This window comes from Yoonia sp. (assembly GCF_965660735.1).
In the GTDB taxonomy this organism is placed as follows: domain Bacteria; phylum Pseudomonadota; class Alphaproteobacteria; order Rhodobacterales; family Rhodobacteraceae; genus Yoonia.
This window is the reverse complement of record NZ_CBFIBD010000002.1, coordinates 155,885-175,798: the sequence shown is the minus strand read 5'-3', so window position 1 is coordinate 175,798 and position 19,914 is coordinate 155,885. Positions and strand designations below refer to the sequence as shown.

Sequence of the window (19,914 nt, the reverse complement as noted above, 5' to 3'; positions counted from 1 at the left end):
ACAAGATGACACTTGTATCGGATATTCCGGCGCAGACCCACAAACGCCCGCCGCGCCTGTTTCACAACCTGATGGCCAAGATCGCCTCGATCCCGATGATCTTGACTGCCGTGGTGGTTTTTCTGGGCGGCACCACATGGACGGTCGTCTATTCCTTTACCGGATCGCGGATGCTGCCCCGCACGAATTGGGTCGGACTTGACCAGTATGAACGACTGTGGGCATCCGACCGCTGGATTATTTCGATCAAGAACCTTGCGCTTTACGGCGTCTGTTCGATGATCTTTACGCTGGTCGTCGCCTTTACGCTGGCAGCGCTGCTTGATCGCAAGATCCGGTTCGAAGGCGCGTTCCGCACGATTTTTCTTTATCCCTTTGCCTTGTCATTTGTCGTCACCGGTCTGGCATGGCAATGGATACTGAACCCCGATTTCGGCCTGCAAAGCGTTGTGCGCAGCTGGGGCTGGGAAAGTTTTACGTTCAACCCGCTGAACGATCCCGACACGGTGATGTTCGGCCTGCTGATTGCGGGGCTGTGGCAGGGCACCGGGCTGATCATGTGCATCATGCTGGCCGGTCTGCGCGGCATTGACGAAGACATCTGGAAAGCCGCCCGCGTCGACGGGATTGGCACGATCAAGACATATCTGTTGGTCATTATCCCGATGATGCGGCCCGTGTTCATCACGTCGCTGGTGCTGATCGCCAGCGGCATCATCAAGCTTTATGATCTGGTCGTCGCCCAGACCAACGGCGGCCCCGGTATCAGTTCCGAAGTGCCCGCCAAATACGTGATCGAATACATGTTCCGCGCCCAGAACCTTGGGCAGGGGTTTGCCGCATCCACCATGATGCTAGTGTCGGTCGTGATCATCCTGATCCCATGGGCCTATCTTGAATTCGGAGGCCGGAAGAATGGCTGATATCGCACTGCACGGCCCACGCGGGGCAAAACCCAAAAAGGTGTTCAGCCGCGGCAATATCATGGTTTACGGCACGCTGATCGTGGTCAGCATGTACTACTTGTTGCCACTATACGTGATGGTCGTCACATCGTTGAAGGGGATGCCGGAAATCCGCATGGGCAACGTGTTTGGCCCGCCGATGGAAATCACATTCGAGCCCTGGGTAAAGGCATGGTCAGGCGCCTGCACCGGCATCAACTGTGATGGGCTATCGCGGGGGTTCTGGAATTCGGTGCAAATCCTGATCCCGTCGGTTCTGTTGTCGATCACGATTGCATCCATCAACGGCTACGCACTCGCGAACTGGCGATTCAAAGGGTCAGAGGTGTTTTTCACCATCCTGATCATCGGCGCCTTCATTCCCTATCAGACGATGCTTTATCCCATCGTGATCATGCTGCGCGAAATCGGGCTGATGGGCGATTTATGGGGGCTGGTTCTGGTGCATACCGTGTTCGGGATGCCGATCCTGACGCTGCTGTTCCGCAACTATTTCACATCCGTGCCCGAGGAATTGTTCAAGGCCGCCCGCGTTGACGGGGCCGGGTTCTGGGGGATCTATTTCCAGATCATGCTGCCGATGGCGCTGCCGATTTTTGTGGTCGCGATTATCTTGCAGGTCACCGGCATCTGGAACGATTTCCTGTTCGGCGTGATCTATACCAAACCGTCGACATACCCGATGACGGTCCAGCTCAACAACATCGTGAATTCCGTCCAGGGGGTCAAGGAATACAACGTCAACATGGCGGCAACGCTACTCACCGGCCTTGTGCCACTTGTCATCTACTTCGCTTCGGGCAAACTGTTTGTCCGCGGCATCGCAGCGGGGGCCGTCAAAGGATGAGCTATTCTGTCGAAATCAAGGAACTGGATCTTGCATTCGGGGCCGTGAAGGTTCTGCAAAAGCTGACCCTGAACATCCACGAAGGCGAATTTCTGGTGCTGCTGGGGTCGTCGGGCTGTGGCAAATCAACCCTGCTGAACTGTATCGCCGGACTGCTGGAAGTCACGGACGGGCAGATTTTCATCAAGGACAAGAATGTCACATGGGCCGAACCCAGCGAACGCGGGATCGGCATGGTGTTCCAGTCCTACGCGCTTTATCCGCAAATGACGGTCAAGGGAAACCTGTCGTTCGGTCTGAAAAACGCCAAGGTGCCCAAGGCAGAAATTGAAAAGCGTGTGGCGCGGGCGGCGGAAATTCTTCAGATTGCACCGCTGCTGGATCGCAAGCCCGGCGCGCTGTCGGGTGGACAACGCCAGCGGGTGGCCATCGGGCGGGCACTGGTGCGCGATGTCGATGTATTCCTGTTCGATGAGCCGCTGTCGAACCTTGACGCCAAACTGCGCGTCGATCTGCGCGTCGAACTGAAACGCCTGCATAACCAGCTGCAAAACACGATGATCTACGTCACCCACGACCAGGTCGAGGCGATGACACTGGCCGACCGGATAGCCGTGATGAAAGGGGGCAAGATCATGCAGTTGGGCAGCCCCGATGAAATCTATAACCAGCCACGCAACCTGTACGTCGCAGATTTCATCGGCAGCCCTTCGATGAACTTTCTCGAAGGGCAACTGGAAGGTGGCACGTTTAAGGTCGATGATATGGTGATGCCGATGTCCGGCTATCAATTCGCGGATGGCCAGACGGCCGACCGGCCCGCCGTGATCGGCATCCGCCCCGAGCATGTGGTGACTGGCCCGTTGGCCGCTGATGCCCCGCTGCAATTCGATGCTACGATTGATCTGGTGGAACCGATGGGGTCAGACACACTGGTCTATGCCAAGCTGGGGCGGCATCTGTTCCGCGTGCGCATGGACGGGCAGGCCCGGGTGAAAGCCGGTGAAACGCTGCCCATCGGAATTGATCCATCGCGCGCGTCCCTGTTCGACAAAAAAACCGAGGACCGCCTTTGATTCACCTAGACCTGGCCGGGGAATGGGCGTTGTCGGATGACAGCGGCAGCCATTCCTGCGCCATACACCTGCCAACCGACGGCATCAGTGCCCTGCATGACGCGGGCCTGATCCCGGATCCCTATTGGGGGCGCAATGAATACGATCTGCGCTGGATCGCGGAACGTGCCTGGACCGCGACGCGGGCTTTCGACCTGACCGAAACGGAGGTTGATGTAGTGCTGTCGGGCGTCGATACTATCGCCACGGTGACGGTGAACGGGCAAATTGTGCTGAGGTGCGAAAACGCATTCCGCAGCTATCGTGTGAGCCTGTCGAATGTGGCCCGCCTGGGCAGGAACGAGATTTCTGTTACCTTTCATTCCGCAATCAGGGTGGCGGCGGAAAAACAGGCGGCGCATCCGTTCTACCTGCCCTATCAGGACAGCAACAACCCGATCCCCAACGGCAATATGTTGCGCAAGCCGGCTTGCGATTTCGGTTGGGACTGGAACATCGCACTGGCGCCCTTCGGCATCTACGGGGTGATGGCGATTGAACCTGGCCGTGCCCCCCGGATTGTCCGTGTGTTGGTCGCGCAGGATCATGGCAGTGAAGGCGTGACGCTGGCGATCACCGCCCATGTCGCGCAGTATGCGGGCCCTGTCACTGCGACGATTGCGGGGCAAAGCCTGTCGGCTATGTGCACGGGCGGTTTGGCCCACCTGACGGCACATATTGGCGACCCGCAATTGTGGTGGCCCGCAGGGCAGGGCGCCCAGCCGCTTTATGATCTGACAATGACCGCAGGCACCGACACGGCGCACCGTCGCATTGGCCTGCGCCGCATTGGGCTGATCACGGATAAAGACGACGCTGGCCTTGGCTTTAAGTTTCGCGTGAATGATCGCGATGTCTTTGCCAAAGGGGCAAACTGGATCCCTGCCGATGCGCTGGCCGGGCGGATTACCCCCGCCAAAACCCGCGACCTGCTGCAATCTGCGGTGGATGCAAATATGAACATGATCCGCATCTGGGGCGGGGGCCGGTACGAAGCCGACTGGTTTTATGACCTGTGCGATGAATTGGGCCTGATGGTCTGGCAGGATTTCATGTTTGCCTGCAACATCTACCCGTCTGACGATGCGTATCTTGCCAATGTGCGTGCGGAAGTCGTTGAAAACGTCGCCCGCATCCAGCATCACGCCTGCCTTGCGCTTTGGTGTGGTGACAATGAACTGATCGGATCGCTGAACTGGTTTGCAGAAACCCGCGCCAACCGCGATCGCTATCTGGTGAACTACGACCGGCTGAACCGATGTATCGAGGTGGCTTTGAAAGACACCGATCCAGCGGCAAACTGGTGGCCATCATCCCCGTCGCCGGGGCCGCTGGATTTCGGTGACGCGTGGCATGACGATGGGTCTGGCGACATGCATTTCTGGTCGGTCTGGCATGAAGGCCGCGACTTTGACCACTACCGCGATGTCAGTCCGCGTTTTTGTTCCGAATTCGGCTTTCAAAGTTATCCGTCGCTGAACACCATCAATCGTTTCGCGGCCCCCGAGGATCAAAACATCGCGGCCCCGGTTCTGGAGTCGCACCAGAAAAACGCCGGCGGCAACGCGCGCATCGCGGAAACGATGTTCCGCTATTTCCGCTGGCCGACAAAATTCGCGAATTTTGTTTACCTCTCCCAGATCCAGCAGGGGCTCGCAATAAAAACCGCTGTGACGCACTGGCGTGGTTTGAAGCCGCATTGCATGGGGGCGCTGATCTGGCAGTTGAACGACACATGGCCGGTCTGTTCATGGGCGTCGCTGAACTATGGCGGCGACTGGAAACTGCTGCATCATATGGCGCGGCATTTCTTTGCGCCCCTGCTTGTCACGGCGGTTCCGATGAATGACCGGATTATGCTGCGTGTCGTCAATGACGCCCCGATGCCCTGCGATGTGAAGATCAGCGCCTTCGCCGTCGCGATGGATGGCGCCCTGCGGCTCTTGGGGCAGGTAAGAACCGACGCCGGGCTGAATGCCAAGGATGCGCTCAGCGTGCCATTGGCCGACCTGCGCGCCAATGAAATGTTGCATTTCAGCTGGACCACCCCGGATGGCCGGACCGGCAGCGACACCTTCGCACCCAAACCCTACAAATCCTTTGATCTGCTCCCCCCCGTGCTGACCCATCGCGTCCAGGGACATCAGATCAGCATCACCGCACAAAACCTGGCACTGTTCGTCACGGTCGAGGCAAGTGCGCCAGGTCGGTTCGACGACAACGCATTTACCCTGCTGCCCGGGCAGAAACGGTTGGTGACATTCACTCCGACCGACCCGGACATGAGCCCCGTTTTCACGCTGCGCGATCTGCACAGCGCAACCTATGACTAACCGTAAAGGACACAGCCATGCCCCGTATTTCCTATCAGCTTTACTGTTCGCGCAACTTTCCCCCCGTTGAAAAGACGCTGCAAATGCTGGCCGAAACCGGTTTCACCGAAGTCGAAGGTTATGGTGGGCTGTTCGGCGATCTTGATGCGCTGCGTGCCGGACTGGATGCAACCGGGTTGCGCATGACCAGTGCCCATGTCGGGCTGGAGATGGTCGAGAATGATGCCGGCGGCACCCTTGCCATCATGAAGGCGCTGGGCTGTGAAAAATTGTTCGTACCGCATCTGATGCCCGATGCGCGGCCGACAGATGCGGCGGGGTGGACGGCCTTTGGCAAAAGGCTGGCTGCGGCTGGCAAGCCGTTTCAGGCGGCGGGGCTGATTTTTGGTTGGCACAACCACGATTTCGAACTGGTGCCCACCGATACCGGCGCGCTGCCGCTGGACCTGATTGCCGCGGCCTCTGACGATCTGATGCTGGAACTTGATCTGGGTTGGGTGCGCCGCGCAGGACACGACCCGGTTGAGCGGATCAACAAATACGGAGGCCGGATTGCAGCGGCGCACGTAAAGGATATCGCGCCCGATGGGCAATGCAGCGACGAAGACGGCTGGGCCGACGTAGGAGAAGGCATCATGCAGTGGCCCGCGATCCATGCGGCGATGCAGGCCGCTGGCGTCGATCACTATGTCATCGAACACGACAACCCCAGCGATCACGCCCGTTTTGCCCGGCGCAGCCTTGCCGCAATCAATAATTTCTAAAGGAATATCCACATGACACAGCTTGGCGTCGGCATCATCGGATGCGGCAATATCTCGACGACCTACCTGCGATTTGCGCCGGTTTTCAAATCGCTGGCGCTGCGGGCCGTGGCCGATATCAACATGGATGCCGCCAATGCACGTGCGGCAGAATATGGCGTGCGGGCGGATACGGTAGATGATCTGCTGACTGCCCCGGATGTTGATGTCGTTGTCAATCTGACGATACCGGCTGTCCATTACGCCGTGACGCGCCGCATCCTTGAGGCGGGAAAGCACGCCTATTCCGAAAAGCCGTTGGTGCTGACGCTGGAAGAAGGCGAATCACTGCGCGAACTTGCTGCAGCGAAAAACCTGCGGGTCGGGTCTGCGCCTGATACGTTTCTTGGTGGGGCGCACCAACAGGCACGCGCCGCGATCGATGCGGGCGATGTGGGCCGGATTATCGGCGGCACCTGCCATGTGATGAGCCACGGGATGGAAGCATGGCACCCCAACCCCGATTTCTTTTTTCAGCCCGGCGCAGGCCCGGTTCTGGATATCGGTCCCTATTACATCACCAACCTGATCCATTTGATCGGCCCTGTGAAATCCGTGGCATCGCTGGCCACGGCGACGTTTGGCGAACGGATCATCGGGAATGGCGCGCGTCAGGGCGAAGCGGTGCCTGTTGATACGCCCACCAACATCCACGCGCTGCTGGAATTCGTAAACGGCGCGACCGTGACGCTGGGGGCAAGCTGGGATGTCTGGGCACATCGGCATGCGAATATGGAACTTTATGGCTCGGACGGGTCACTGTTCATTCCCGACCCCAATTTCTTCGGCGGCACAGTCGAAATTGGCACCCCAAATGGCGAAATCACCGCACTCTCCGCGTGGGATCACCCCTTTGGCGTGCCAAACCAGAACGACCGTGCAAACTATCGCTGTGCCGGACTGGCCGATATGGCGACCGCGATAGCGGACGGCCGCGACCATCGCTGCAACATCGACCTTGCCGTTCATGCAGTGGACGTCATGACGGGGATACTGCGCGCCGGGGCAGAGCGGCGTTGGGTGGATATGACAACCACGTGCGCCCAACCCGCGTCACTGTCACCCCAAGAGGCGCACGCGCTTTTGGTGTAAGTGATCCGTCAGGCTGCAACAGGTTTGTTGATGCGATGCCGCGCCAACCGGGCGCGGCGTTGAAAGTCATTGCGCAACGCCTCGCATACAATCCGGTGGATTTCCGCGTCATCGCGGCCCCCCAGATGTTGCAGGGCGTCAAGAATTTCGGGCGGCAGGCCAAGTGTGATATGTTTCATGACCCTGTTTCACCACAGAATGGTGAATATTCAGTTAGCCATGATCACAATTACAGTCCGGCATCCTGGGCGATCTGTGCCTTTGATTTGCGCGCCCGTTCGGTCGCCGATTTCAACTGACCGCAGGCGGCCATGATGTCCTCGCCGCGTGGCGTGCGGATGGGCGATGCATATCCGGCCTTGTAGATGATATCGGCAAAGGCGCGGATGCGGTTGTTCGATGATCGCTTGTAAGGGGCGCCGGGCCATTCGTTGAAGGGTATCAGGTTGATCTTGGCGGGGATCCCGTCGATCAGCTTGATCAAGCGGCGCGCATCTTCGTCGCTGTCGTTCACGCCGTCCAGCATCACGTATTCAAATGTGATCCGCTCGGAATTACTGACCTTTGGATAACTGCGCAAAACGTCCAGCAGATCGGCAATTGGCCAGCGTTTGTTGATGGGCACCAGATTGTCGCGCACCTCGTCCGTGGTGGCGTGAAAGGAAATCGCCAACTGACAGCCGATCTCCTGTGCCGTGCGTGCAATTTCCGGGACCACCCCGGATGTCGACAGGGTAATCCGGCGGCGGGACAACTGGATCCCGTCAGGGTCCATGGCGATCTTCATCGCGTCGCGCACGTTTTCAAAATTATACAGCGGCTCGCCCATGCCCATCAAAACGATGTTGGATAGCAGGCGCGTTTCATCCTTGGGCGCGCCGGGCACGGGCCATTCGCCCAGATCGTCCCGCGCAACCATGACCTGCCCGATGATTTCGGCCGCAGTCAGGTTGCGCACCAGTTTCTGCGTGCCCGTGTGGCAGAACGAACATGTCAGTGTGCACCCCACTTGGGATGAAATACACAAGGTGCCGCGATCGGTTTCCGGGATATAGACCACCTCCACCTCGTGCCCGCCTGCGATGCGCACCAGATACTTGCGGGTGCCATCGGTCGAGACCTGTCGGCTGACCACCTCGGGGACTGCGACAATAAATGTATCGGCAAGCATGGCGCGGTAATCCTTGGCCAGATTGGTCATCTGGTCAAAATCCCGCACCCCCCAATGATAAATCCACTGCCAGATCTGGCCGACACGCATCTTGGCCTGCTTTTCAGGCGTGCCTGCGGCAATCAGCGCATCACGCATCGCGTCGCGGGACAATCCGACAAGGTTCTGGGGCCCCTCCGGCGTTTTGCGCGGAATGGTTAACACGTCTTGGGTGATCGGTGCCTTGATATCCATTTCGGTGCTCCGGTAAAGGGATCAAACACGCCATATAGAAGGCGCGGGCCGAATTCACAAGAAACCCGCCCGTTTCTTCCGAGTATAAATATCCCCGCCGGAGGCACGCGTTTTCCAAGGGAAAATGCGTTACCCTGCGCAGCGGCTCGCGGCTTCCTCGACGGCGGCGGTAAAGCCCAGCAAGCTGAACGTGTCCTGCGTCTGCGTGCCGCGGCCCGACTGGCCTGTGACAACCGCATCCGCGCCACGCTTCATGGCCTCTACGAATTTCACGTCGTCTTCTGGCGTGGCGGGCCATGCGGTTTCGTTTTCTGTGAACATTTGAAACGTGGTGCCGTCAATTTCGACCGACACGGTGGACCCGCTGGCAAAAGGATAGCCGCCCGCGAACATCACCTGCCCGGCCACGTTCTGTTCCGGCCGGTAGAACACGATCAGGCGAATATCGCCGCGGCGGACCGATACGGGTTCGCCGTCGCGGGTGTTCAATGTTTCCTTGGGCGCAGAAACTGCCCAGCATTCATTCGGGTCCGTCTCGACAAAGACGCTCCAATCCGTATTGGCGGCAACGCGGTTTTCGCTTTCCTGCGCGGTCGCCATGCCAGCCCCCGCAAGAGCCGCGAAAATACCAATCGTCCGAGAAATTTTCAAAATCATTCTACAGCCTCCAAGCTGTCCCTTGCCTCTGGTCGTCCCGCTTTGCCCGTGGTGCATCTGGTGACACCTTTTCGGGTGGCGGGGCATGTTTCAACTCGATACCCATAGCACTAGCAAAAAACCGCCCGCAGGGGAAAGCCCCCAAAGAATGTGGTTCGGTCATGAAAATGAAATCTGAACAAACCAAAAGGCAAAAGAATGGCGAATCCTGTTGATCTGGTCGAAATCTGGCGCGGCGATCTGTGCGAGTCCGTCCACCGCGGTCACGCGGTTGTGTGCGACGACGCGGGGCAGATCGTCGCGGCATGGGGCGATCCGGAGGCGGTCATCTATCCGCGGTCTTCCTGCAAAATGGTGCAGGCGCTGCCGTTACTGGAAAGCGGGGCGGGTGCGCATCTTACCGACGAGCAGCTGGCGCTGGCCTGCGCATCACACAATGGGGCGGCGATCCATACGACCCGCGTAAATGCTTGGCTGGCCGATCTTGGGTTGGGTGATGATGATTTCCGCTGTGGCCCGCAGATGCCCGATGACCGCACGGCACGCGAGGCGCTGATTTGCAGCCATGAAAGCCCGTGTCAGGTTCACAACAACTGTTCGGGCAAACATGCGGGTTTTCTGACGCTCAACAAACATCTGCGCGGCGGGCCGAATTATGAACTGATTGACCATCCGGTGCAGCAGGCTGTCAAATCCGCATTCGAAGAGGTCACACAGGAAACCAGCCCAACCTTTGGGATCGACGGCTGTTCTGCCCCGAACCACGCCTGCACCGTGCATGGGCTGGCCCGTGCCATGGCGTTTTTCGCCAGTGCGCCCGACCGGTCCGACACGCGCAGCGCGGCGGCCACAAAGCTGACCCACGCGATGATGACCTATCCTGCATTGGTGGCGGGCGAGGGGCGCGCCTGCACCGACCTGATGCGGGCAATGGACCACAAGGTCGCCATCAAGACCGGGGCCGAAGGGGTGTTCATCGCCATCATCCCCGAAAAGCGCCTGGGCGTTGCCTTGAAAATTTCCGACGGTGCCACACGTGCCAGCGAAAGCGCAATTGCGGCGGTACTGGTGAAACTCGGCGTGCTGGACCCCGCGCACCCGGCCGCCATCGCGCGGATGACGCCACTGATCCGAAACCGGCGCGACACCGCCGCGGGTGTCATCCGCCCCGCCGCTACTTTGCTTTAAGGAACACAGATGACCTTTACCCTTGCCACATGGAATATCAACTCTGTCCGCCTGCGCGAAGACATCGTGGCGCGCCTGATGCACGACGAATCCCCCGATGTCTTGTGTCTTCAGGAATGTAAAAGCCCGGTGGACAAGATCCCGCTGGATCAGTTCCGCGCGCTTGGCTACACCCACATGGTCGCGCGCGGTCAGAAAGGATATAACGGCGTCGCCATCCTGTCCAAGCAGCCCATCGTCGAGGCAGGGGCAGCGGATCACGCCCAGCTTGGCCATGCCCGCCACATTGCCGGGCAGTTGGAAAACGGCGTGACGATCCACAATTTCTATGTGCCGGCAGGGGGTGACGTTGCCGATCGTGCGGTGAACGAAAAGTTCGGCCAGAAACTGGACTATCTGACGGACATGCGTGACGCGTTTCGTGCTGACAAGCCGCAGAAATCCATCCTTGTGGGCGATCTGAACATCGCCCCGCGCGAAGACGACGTCTGGGACCACAAGAAATTGCTCAAGGTGGTCAGCCATACGCCCATCGAGGTGGAACATTTCGCAGAGGTCATGGCGGCAGGCGACTGGGCCGATGTGACCCGCGCCGATATTCCTGTCGGGCAACTGTACAGTTGGTGGTCGTACCGTGCCAAGGATTGGGATGCCGCCGACAAGGGCCGCAGGCTGGATCACATCTGGGCCACGGCTGACATCAGGAACGCCGGACACTCCAGCCGAATCCTGCGCAGCGCACGCGGCTGGGACAAGCCCAGCGACCACGCGCCGGTTTTTGCCACCTTTGACCTTTAGGAACATATCATGACCTTGCCTGACACGATGCGCGCCCTGATCCAGTTGCATGACGGCTATGCGGGTTCGCAGACCGGCCCCGAGATCGAGGATATGTCGCCCTATGTGGCCTTGCAGGACATTCCCCTGCCCGTCCCCGGCAAGGGGCAGGTGTTGATAAAGGTGCATCTGGCGGCGGTGAACCCGTCGGACATCCACTTTATCAAGGGCGAATATGGCCAGCCCCGTATCAAAGGTGTGCCCGCCGGGTTCGAAGCCGTTGGCGAGGTTGTCGCCGGTGATACCCCGCTTATTGGCCAGCGCGTCAGTTTCTTTGCAACCGCATCAGGCACATGGGCCGAATATGCGTTGACCGATGCCAGCGGGCTGGTGCCCTGCCGGGCGGATCTGGCTGAAACGGACGCGGCAGGGCTGCTGGTCAATCCGCTGACCGCAATGGCGATGGGCGATATACTGCGTGACAGCGGCGCGGACAGTTTCATGTTGAACGCCGCAGGGTCACAGTTGGGCAAGCTGCTGATCGCGCTGGGGCGCGACTACGGGATCAAGCCGATTGCAATTGTTCGCCGCGCTGCGCAGGCGGATGCGCTGAAAAAACTGGGCGCGGCGGCAGTGATCGTAACCGGCGACCCAGACCCGCTGGAACAAGCCCGGACGATTTTCAAATCGCTTTCTCCACGCATCCTTTTGGACGCGGTCGGTGACCAGATTACGTCCGATCTGTTCTTTGCAATGCCTGCCCATGCGCGGTGGATCAGCTATGGCAAACTGTCGAACGCGGCGCCGGCGCTGACGCAGATGGGCCAGTTCATCTTTCAGGACAAACAGATCGAAGGATTCTGGCTGACCCGCTGGATGAAGCAGGCCGATCCTGCGCGCATCCCCGAAGCCTTTAGCGATATCCAGCGACGATTCGTAACGGGCAGGTGGACCACCGATGTCGCCGGGATCGTGCCGCTGTCAGATGCGCCGGGCCGTTTGCCGGCTGTCTTGGCGCAGCCCGACGGAAAGGCCTTTATCGACCCCCGTCAATGACCGCAGTCAATACATCTGGTGGAATTGCGGTTACATGCAAAGTAAGATCGCTGTGTTTTATTGAAAAACCCGGCGATGGTTGCTATTTTGACTTATGCCCTGCGCCGGGGTCATGACGGCGCGCTGTCAGGAGGACAATGCACTGTCTCTTTCCACCACGGTTGTTGATGCAGCCAATACAGGGGTTCATGGTATGAAAGCCCTGAAAACCGCGACCAGCGAAACATTGCTGGCTGCCGTTCTGAAATCTCTTGATGATGACAAGGCCGAGGATGTCGTGCAGATCAATCTGCGGGGCAAATCCGAAATGGGCGATTACATGGTCATCGCTTCCGGCCGCTCCAGCCGGCAGGTGACGGCTATTGCCGAAAAACTGGCGGATCGGCTCAAGCAGGAATTCGGCGTGATCGCCAAGACCGAAGGCAAGGATACGGGCGACTGGGTGCTGGTCGATACGGGCGATGTGATCGTTCATGTCTTCCGACCAGAGGTGCGTGAATTCTACCAGCTTGAAAAGATGTGGCAGCCCGGGACGGCGACACCCGCCTGATGCGCGTCCATATCTGCGCGGTGGGCCGGCTGCGGCAGGGCCCCGAGCGTGACCTTTATGAAGATTACCTGACCCGGTTCGACCGGACCGGGCGTCCCCTTGCTCTTGGGCCTGCGCAGCTGATCGAGGTTGAGGACAAGAAAGGTGGCGGTATGGCCGCCGAAGCAGGACTTCTACAACGGGCGATTCCCGATGGTGCCCTGATCTGTGCGCTGGATGAGCGGGGCAAGGTCATGTCATCGCCCGCGTTTGCCGACCAGCTGGGCAACTGGCGCGATCAGGGGCGGCAGGATTTGGCCTTTGTGATTGGCGGCGCGGACGGTATTGACCCGGCGCTGCGGTCGCGTGCTGATGCCAGTCTGAGCTTTGGCAATATGGTCTGGCCGCATATGCTGGTGCGGGTCATGTTGGCAGAACAGCTTTACCGCGCGGCCTCCATTTTGGCTGGCGGACCATATCACCGGGCATAGTTCCGCCACTTGCGGGAGTTTTTTGGCCGGGATGAAGGCGTATCTGTTCCCCTTTGGTCTGCGCTGCGGTAGGTCGGAACGGAAAGAAAAAGGAGTGCTCTGATGTCGGCACCAAAGCCTGTCGTTCTTTGTATCCTCGATGGTTGGGGACTGCGCGCGGAACCCGCGGGCAATGCGCCCAAGTTGGCACATACGCCGCATTTCGATGCGGTCATGCAGGGTGCGCACGCGCAGCTTGTGACCCACGGCAATGATGTTGGCCTGCCGGCAGGCCAGATGGGCAATTCCGAGGTCGGGCACACGAATATCGGCGCGGGCCGGATTGTGGCGATGGATCTGGGTCAGATTGATCTGGCGATCGAGGACGGTTCGTTTGCCCGTCAGGATGCGATTGCCAGGTTCATCATGCAGTTACAAAAGACAGGGGGCACGGCCCATTTGATGGGTGTGGTGTCGGATGGTGGAGTGCACGGGCATATCGATCATATTGTTGCCGCGGCCACGGCGGTCTGTGATGCGGGGGTGCCGGTGGCCATTCACGCGATCACTGACGGGCGCGATGTTGCGCCATCGTCGGCCCGTGATTTTATCCGTGATTTGCAGAATCGCCTGCCGCAGACTGCACGGATCGTCACCGTGATCGGCCGCTACTACGCCATGGATCGCGACAACCGATGGGAGCGCGTCAAAACCGCCTATGATGCGATGGCGTTGGGCAAGGGAAGCCGTGCGTCATCTGCAGAGACAGCACTGGATGCGGCCTATGATGCGGGCAAGACAGATGAATTTGTTCCTGCCACGGTGATCGGGGACTATGCCGGTTTTGCGCAGGGCGACGGATTTTTCTGCCTCAACTTCCGGTCTGACCGCGCACGAGAGATTTTGGCAGCCATTGCCGACCCTGCGTTTGACGGGTTCGCGCGCGACAAACCCGACCTTGCGGCCCTGCTTGGCATGGTCAGCTATTCCGACCGGCATGACGTATGGTTCGACATCGTTTTTCCCAAGCGCGACATCCAGAACACGCTGGGGGCATGGGTTGCAAAACACGGGTTGCGCCAGTTCAGGCTGGCCGAGACGGAAAAATATCCGCATGTGACGTTCTTTTTGAATGGCGGCAAGGAAACGCCAGAGGCGGGCGAGGACCGTTTCATGCCCAAATCGCCCAATGTGGCGACATATGACCTTGCCCCGGAAATGTCCGCTTCTGACGTCACAGCGGCCTTCGTCAAGGCGATTGAAGACGGCTATGACCTGATCGTGACCAACTATGCCAACCCGGATATGGTCGGTCACACGGGTGATCTTGGCGCGGCGATCAAGGCTTGCGAGACGGTGGATCAGGGGCTGGCGCAGGTGTTGCAGGCCTTGCAGGCCGCTGGTGGGGCAATGGTGTTGACCGCGGATCATGGTAATTGCGAGATGATGATCGACCCCGAAACAGGCGGACCGCACACCGCGCACACGCTGAACCCTGTCCCCGTCGCATTGGTTGGCGGACCTGCGGGCGCGCGGCTGCGTGACGGGCGGCTGGCTGATCTGGCGCCGACGCTGCTTGACCTGATGGGGCTGGACCTGCCGCCCGAAATGACTGGCCAAAGCCTGATCGTCAGATGAGGCTTGTGGTACTTCTGGTTTTGCTGGCGCTGCCGGTGTCCGCGCAAAGCCCTGGCGACGCGGCACAGGTCGCGGCCAACCAACTGGAAGCCGCACAGATGCGCATGTCCGAAGCCCGCGGCGCGCGTGACCGTATTGCCGCATTGACTGAAACAGTGCAGGCCTACGAGGCGGGTTTGGCCGCCCTGCGCGACAGCCTGCGCAGCGTCACCGGCCGCACGGCAGAGCTGGGCGGCGAACTGGCCCGCAACCGCACGGAAATCGCTGTGTTGATTTCAGCGCTGCAGAATATCGGAAGAACCCCCGCGCCGGTGCGGTCAACCCATCCCGACGGGCCGCTTGGTGCTTTGCGTGCCGGCTTGATGGTGGCCGATCTGACGCCTGCGCTTCAGACCCGGTCGGCCACGCTTTCTGCGCAGGTGAAAGAGTTGGAGCGGCTACGCACGCTTCAGCAGGATGCGATCGCAATGCTGACCGACGGGATGCGCGGGGCGCAGACGGCCCGCGCAGCACTTGGGTTGGCAATAGCGCAGCGAACTGACCTGCCTCTCCGGTTTCAGGATGACCCGATCCAGACGGCCCTGCTGCTTGCCAGCACCGACACGCTCGAAGCGTTTGCCAACGGTCTGTTTGCAGGTGCGCCCAATGTCGAAACAGACGTCAGGGCCGCAGGCAATCTGCCGCTACCCGTTGCCGGGGCGGTCGTGCCGGTTGATGGTCGTCCGGGCATTGCGATCCGCGCAGTGCCACGGGCGCTTGTTACGGCACCGGTGGCCGCCACGATCCTGTTTCGCGGCCCGCTTTTGGATTATGGCACCGTGATGATACTTGAACCGGCGCCTGACGTGCTATTTGTTCTTGCAGGATTGGCCGAGGTCTTTGGCGAACCGGGTGAAATCCTGGCGGCCGGTGCGCCACTGGGGCTATTGGGGGGGGAACAGCCGGATGTTGACAGTATTTTGAACCAAACGGATGAGAATACCCCCGAAGATCAGCGTCAGGCTCTTTATCTTGAGGTCAGGGACGGGCAAAGTCCCGTTGATCCGGGCATCTGGTTTGCGATCGACAAGGAATAGGACACGGATATGAAAAAGTTGATGATGGCCGCTTTTGGTGGCGCGGCACTGGGACTGATGGCAAGTAGTCAGCTGGCTGGTCCGCTTTTGGCGCAAGAGGCCGAAAACAAGGCGAGCATTTACGAACAACTTGACCTGTTTGGTGACATCTTTGAACGCATCCGGGCCGGCTATGTCGAGGACGTTGACGAAAAGGAATTGATCGAGGCTGCCATCAACGGCATGCTGACATCGCTTGATCCGCATTCCAGCTATCTGTCCGCCGATGATGCCGCCAAGATGCGTGTGCAGACGTCAGGAGAATTTGGCGGATTGGGAATCGAGGTGACGCAGGAAGATGGCTGGGTCAAGGTCGTATCGCCCATGGATGGCACCCCGGCCGATGCAGCGGGCATTCTGGCGGGTGATTTCATCACCGCCGTGGATGGTGAAAGCGTGATGGGCCTGACGCTGGATGATGCGGTGAACCTGATGCGCGGACCTGTCGGGTCAGAGATCATCATCACCGTCGTCCGCGAAGGTGAGGTGGAACCGTTCGATGTGTCGCTGATCCGTGATACGATCAAGTTGACGGCCGTGCGCAGCCGAACCGAGGGCAATGCCGTGGTGTTGCGCGTGACCACTTTCAATGAACAGACCTATCCAAATCTGCGCGAGGGTCTGGCAGAACAGATCGCCGATGCGGACGGGATCGACAATATCGACGGGATCGTACTGGACCTCCGCAACAACCCCGGCGGTCTGTTGAATCAGGCGATTTTCGTGTCCGATGCATTTCTGGATGCAGGTGAAATCGTATCCACCCGCGGGCGCAACATCGCGGATGGCGAACGCTTCAACGCATCCGAAGGCGATCTGGCCGAAGGCAAACCCATTGTTGTCTTGATCAACGGCGGGTCCGCTTCGGCGTCTGAAATCGTTGCTGGCGCCTTGCAGGATCATCGCCGGGCGATTGTTGTGGGTACCAAATCCTTTGGCAAGGGATCGGTCCAGACCGTGGTGCCTTTGCGGGGGGATGGCGCGATGCGCCTGACGACAGCGCGTTATTACACGCCTTCGGGCCGGTCCATTCAGGCGCTGGGGATTTCCCCCGATATCATCGTCGAACAGCCGCGTCCAAGCCAGGTTGCCGAGGAAGAGGACGACAGCACACAGCGCCAGCGCTCTGAGGCGGACCTGCGCGGGGCATTGAATAACGATAGCCTGACAGAGGACGAGATTCGCCAGATCGAAGAAGACCGCGCCCGCGCCGAGGCTGCGGCCCAACTGCGCGAAGACGATTATCAGCTGGCCTATGCCATTGATATCCTGAAGGGACTGAACGCCCTTGGCCCATTGGCGGACAACCGAAACTAAGCATGTTGCAGTAGGGTGGGATGAAACCCACCCTATTTGCAGCGATTGCATATACGTCAGCAATATTGACTTAGCTAGATAATCGGGCATTCTTTGCGCAATGATTGCATTGCGGGGGTGCGAATGGAGTGGCAACAAGTCTTTTCAACGCGGATCGCGCGGATGAAGGCATCAGAGATTCGCGAGCTTCTCAAACTGCTGGATCAGCCCGGCATCATTTCTTTTGCGGGCGGGATACCGGACCCACGACTCTTCCCGGACACTGCATTTCAAGACGCATACAGCGCGATATTTTCTGACGGTGCAGGGGCTGAAGCCCTGCAGTATTCCGTCAGCGAAGGTTATACGCCCCTGCGCGACTGGATCGCGGGCGAGATGGGCAGGCTGGGCGTGCCCTGCACCCGTGACAACATCTTGATCACATCGGGATCGCAGCAGGCGCTGGATTATCTGGGTAAACTGATGCTGTCGCCCGGCGACACTGCGTTGGTTGGCTGGCCGACCTATCTGGGCGCGCTTGGGGCATTCAACGCCTATGAACCCCGCTATGATCGGTTGTCGCCGCAGGGCAACCGATCCGCACAGGATTACGCCGATGCGGCAGAGGCTGCCGGGGGGCGGGTCAAATTCGCCTATATGTCAGTTGATTTCGCCAACCCCACGGGCGAGACACTTGACCGTGCAACCCGCGAGCGGATGATCGACCTTGCCGACACTCTTGATATTGCTGTGATCGAGGACGCCGCCTATCAGGCATTGCGCTATGAAGGCGAAGAGATCCCGCCGATCCTTGCGCTGGAAATCGCCCGCAAAGGTAGTATCGACGCTTGCCGCACGCTTTATTGCGGCAGTTTTTCCAAGTCGCTGGCGCCAGGTCTGCGGGTGGGCTGGGTCTGTGCGGCAAAGCCTGCGATCAGCCAGCTTGTCCTGATGAAACAGGCCGCCGACCTGCATTCATCGACCATCAACCAAATGGCCATTGCAGAGGTGGCCAGCACTGTCTTTGACAGCCATGTGGCGATGTTGCGCGACACCTATCGTGCGCGGCGCGATGCGATGCTGGCGGCCTTGGCAGCGCACATGCCGCCAGGAGTGACATGGATAAAGCCCGAGGGTGGCATGTTCATCTGGTTGACCCTGCCGGCAAGGATGGACGGTGCCGACCTGCTGGCGCGATCCTTGGAAAACCAGCGCGTCGCCTTTGTGCCCGGCCGCGCCTTTCATGCCGATGGATCAGGTGGCAACACGATCCGGCTCAGCTTTTCTCTGGCCGATCCCGTCACGATTGACGAAGGCATCAAACGGCTGGGGGCGTTGCTGTCAGCTTAGGCTTTGGCGTGCGCCGCGTCTGGATCGTAGAACGGCCTCACCTGCGCCATTGCCCGAACGCGCGTGCCCATGACGTCGATTTCATAGGTGCCGGTCAGCATGTCCTGCACCGTTTCGCCGGGGCAGGGCACATAGCCCATGCCCATCGCCGCGCCCAGATGGTGCCCATAGCCGCCCGATGTCAGATGCCCCACAACCTGCCCGTCGCGCAGGATCGGTTCGTTGTGATAAAGCAGGGGTGCGGGGTCGGTCAGCATGAATTGCACCAGCCGCCTGTCCAGTCCCGCATCCCGTTTGCGCAGCACCGCATCGCGACCGATGAACGCGGACTTGCCGGTTTTCACCGCGAAGCCAAGCCCCGCCTCCAGCACGTGATCTTCGCAGGTGATGTCATGGCCGAAATGCCGGAATCCTTTTTCCAGTCGCGCACAGTCCATCATGTGCATCCCACAGAGTTTCAGGCCCATGTCGCGCCCGGCCGCGTCCAGCACCTCGAACACATGGGCGGCCATGTCGGCGGATACATATACTTCCCATCCCAGTTCACCCACATAGGTGACGCGATGCACACGGGCCAGCGCCATGCCAATCTCGATGACCTGGGCCGTGCCAAATGGATTGATGGCGTTGGAAAAATTATTGGGCGATACTTTCTCCAACAGCTTGCGGCTGTTTGGCCCCATCACCGCCATCACCGCCTCGCCTGCTGTCATGTCGGTGATGACCACGTTGAAATCGTCCGCATGGCGTTGCATCCATGTCTGGTCGGCCAGCCGCGTAGCCGCAGGTGTCACGACCAGGTAAGTGGTTTCAGACAGGCGTGTGATGGTCACATCCGCCTCGATCCCGCCGCGTGGATTCAGGAACTGACTATAGACGATCCGGCCCACCGGCACATCATACTGTCCGCCCGCGACATGGTTCAGAAACGCGGTTGCGTCGCGCCCTTCCACCCTGATCTTGCCGAAGGACGACATGTCATACAAGCCGACATTACTGCGGATCGCGGCCAGTTCTGCGGCCACATTGCCAAAGAAATTCTGCCGCTGCCATGAATATTCATAGGCCGGGGTTTGTCCTGGTTCTGCAATCCAGTTTGCCCTTTCCCACCCCGCCAGTTCACCCATGACAGCACCTCTGTCCAGCAGATGCTGATGGAACGGCGAGCGCCGGATTCCGCGCGCAGTGGCCTTTTGGCGGTAAGGGAAGTGATCGGCATAAAGCAGACCCAGTGTTTCCTTTGACCGTTCGAACAGATAGGTCTTGTTTCCCTGAAAC

At 59.5% G+C, this 19,914-nt stretch carries 19 protein-coding genes; 15 read left to right on the top strand and 4 right to left on the bottom strand.

Translation table 11 applies throughout. The annotated features are described in order from the left end of the window. Positions 1-5 precede the first annotated feature (5 nt). From ACTG4B_RS02160 to ACTG4B_RS02135, 6 genes are read left to right on the top strand one after another with little or no spacing between them, the layout of a single operon-like run. Positions 6-923: a carbohydrate ABC transporter permease gene (locus ACTG4B_RS02160; RefSeq protein ID WP_439154030.1), complete on the top strand. Its 918-nt coding sequence runs from the start codon at positions 6-8 to the stop codon at positions 921-923. Further along, positions 916-1,812 carry a carbohydrate ABC transporter permease gene (locus tag ACTG4B_RS02155; RefSeq protein ID WP_439154029.1) on the top strand — a complete coding sequence of 299 codons (897 nt, stop codon included), beginning with the start codon at positions 916-918 and terminating at the stop codon, positions 1,810-1,812. Before ACTG4B_RS02160 ends, ACTG4B_RS02155 begins: the two co-directional genes overlap by 8 nt. After that, the gene (locus ACTG4B_RS02150) at positions 1,809-2,888 is read left to right on the top strand and encodes an ABC transporter ATP-binding protein (protein WP_439154028.1); all 1,080 of its coding nucleotides are present in this window, start codon (positions 1,809-1,811) and stop codon (positions 2,886-2,888) included. Before ACTG4B_RS02155 ends, ACTG4B_RS02150 begins: the two co-directional genes overlap by 4 nt. Beyond that, on the top strand, positions 2,885-5,260 hold the full coding sequence (locus ACTG4B_RS02145) for a beta-mannosidase (protein ID WP_439154027.1): 2,376 nt from the start codon (positions 2,885-2,887) through the stop codon (positions 5,258-5,260). Before ACTG4B_RS02150 ends, ACTG4B_RS02145 begins: the two co-directional genes overlap by 4 nt. 17 nt (positions 5,261-5,277) lie before the next feature. After that, complete coding sequence (locus ACTG4B_RS02140; RefSeq protein ID WP_439154026.1) at positions 5,278-6,024, top strand: sugar phosphate isomerase/epimerase family protein; 747 nt, start codon at positions 5,278-5,280, stop codon at positions 6,022-6,024. A gap of 12 nt (positions 6,025-6,036) precedes the next feature. Next, a complete protein-coding gene (locus ACTG4B_RS02135; RefSeq protein ID WP_439154025.1) occupies positions 6,037-7,155 on the top strand; it encodes a Gfo/Idh/MocA family protein in 1,119 nt (372 codons plus the stop codon). A gap of 8 nt (positions 7,156-7,163) precedes the next feature. On the opposite strand, the gene ACTG4B_RS02130 is transcribed toward ACTG4B_RS02135, so the two are convergent. The 3 genes from ACTG4B_RS02130 to ACTG4B_RS02120 all read right to left on the bottom strand — a co-directional run bounded on the left by ACTG4B_RS02130 (position 7,164) and on the right by ACTG4B_RS02120 (position 9,217). Next, positions 7,164-7,334 (bottom strand): hypothetical protein, encoded by a 171-nt coding sequence (locus ACTG4B_RS02130; RefSeq protein WP_439154024.1) that lies wholly within the window; start codon positions 7,332-7,334, stop codon positions 7,164-7,166. A gap of 50 nt (positions 7,335-7,384) precedes the next feature. Then, positions 7,385-8,560 (bottom strand): 23S rRNA (adenine(2503)-C(2))-methyltransferase RlmN, encoded by a 1,176-nt coding sequence (gene rlmN, locus ACTG4B_RS02125; RefSeq protein ID WP_439154023.1) that lies wholly within the window; start codon positions 8,558-8,560, stop codon positions 7,385-7,387. Positions 8,561-8,689: 129 nt separating this feature from the next. Beyond that, positions 8,690-9,217 carry an invasion associated locus B family protein gene (locus ACTG4B_RS02120; RefSeq protein ID WP_439154022.1) on the bottom strand — a complete coding sequence of 176 codons (528 nt, stop codon included), beginning with the start codon at positions 9,215-9,217 and terminating at the stop codon, positions 8,690-8,692. A gap of 198 nt (positions 9,218-9,415) precedes the next feature. Here ACTG4B_RS02120 and ACTG4B_RS02115 point away from each other — a divergent pair, with 198 nt between their 5' ends. From ACTG4B_RS02115 to ACTG4B_RS02075, 9 genes are all read left to right on the top strand, one after another. Then, positions 9,416-10,405 (top strand): asparaginase, encoded by a 990-nt coding sequence (locus tag ACTG4B_RS02115; protein WP_439154021.1) that lies wholly within the window; start codon positions 9,416-9,418, stop codon positions 10,403-10,405. A gap of 9 nt (positions 10,406-10,414) precedes the next feature. Next, complete coding sequence (locus tag ACTG4B_RS02110) at positions 10,415-11,203, top strand: exodeoxyribonuclease III (protein ID WP_439154020.1); 789 nt, start codon at positions 10,415-10,417, stop codon at positions 11,201-11,203. A 9-nt stretch (positions 11,204-11,212) separates the two neighbouring features. Then, positions 11,213-12,238, top strand: a complete 1,026-nt coding sequence (locus tag ACTG4B_RS02105) for an alcohol dehydrogenase catalytic domain-containing protein (RefSeq protein WP_439154019.1) — start codon at positions 11,213-11,215, stop codon at positions 12,236-12,238. 193 nt (positions 12,239-12,431) lie between these two features. Then, entirely contained in the window at positions 12,432-12,788 is a 357-nt protein-coding gene (gene rsfS, locus ACTG4B_RS02100) for a ribosome silencing factor (protein WP_439154018.1), read from the top strand. Continuing rightward, complete coding sequence (rlmH, locus tag ACTG4B_RS02095; protein WP_439154087.1) at positions 12,788-13,258, top strand: 23S rRNA (pseudouridine(1915)-N(3))-methyltransferase RlmH; 471 nt, start codon at positions 12,788-12,790, stop codon at positions 13,256-13,258. Before rsfS ends, rlmH begins: the two co-directional genes overlap by 1 nt. 102 nt (positions 13,259-13,360) lie before the next feature. Beyond that, positions 13,361-14,875 carry a 2,3-bisphosphoglycerate-independent phosphoglycerate mutase gene (gene gpmI / locus ACTG4B_RS02090; protein ID WP_439154017.1) on the top strand — a complete coding sequence of 505 codons (1,515 nt, stop codon included), beginning with the start codon at positions 13,361-13,363 and terminating at the stop codon, positions 14,873-14,875. Further along, positions 14,872-15,951: a murein hydrolase activator EnvC family protein gene (locus tag ACTG4B_RS02085; RefSeq protein WP_439154016.1), complete on the top strand. Its 1,080-nt coding sequence runs from the start codon at positions 14,872-14,874 to the stop codon at positions 15,949-15,951. The genes gpmI and ACTG4B_RS02085 overlap by 4 nt, the downstream gene beginning before the upstream one ends. Before the next feature lie 9 nt (positions 15,952-15,960). Further along, a complete protein-coding gene (locus tag ACTG4B_RS02080; RefSeq protein ID WP_439154015.1) occupies positions 15,961-17,307 on the top strand; it encodes a S41 family peptidase in 1,347 nt (448 codons plus the stop codon). Positions 17,308-17,430: 123 nt separating this feature from the next. After that, positions 17,431-18,636 (top strand): PLP-dependent aminotransferase family protein, encoded by a 1,206-nt coding sequence (locus tag ACTG4B_RS02075; RefSeq protein WP_439154014.1) that lies wholly within the window; start codon positions 17,431-17,433, stop codon positions 18,634-18,636. Here ACTG4B_RS02075 and ACTG4B_RS02070 read toward each other — a convergent pair. After that, positions 18,633-19,914: glycine cleavage T C-terminal barrel domain-containing protein (locus tag ACTG4B_RS02070; protein WP_439154013.1), on the bottom strand; the 1,282-nt coding region annotated here is incomplete at its 5' end. The two genes, ACTG4B_RS02075 and ACTG4B_RS02070, sit on opposite strands and share 4 nt — an antisense overlap.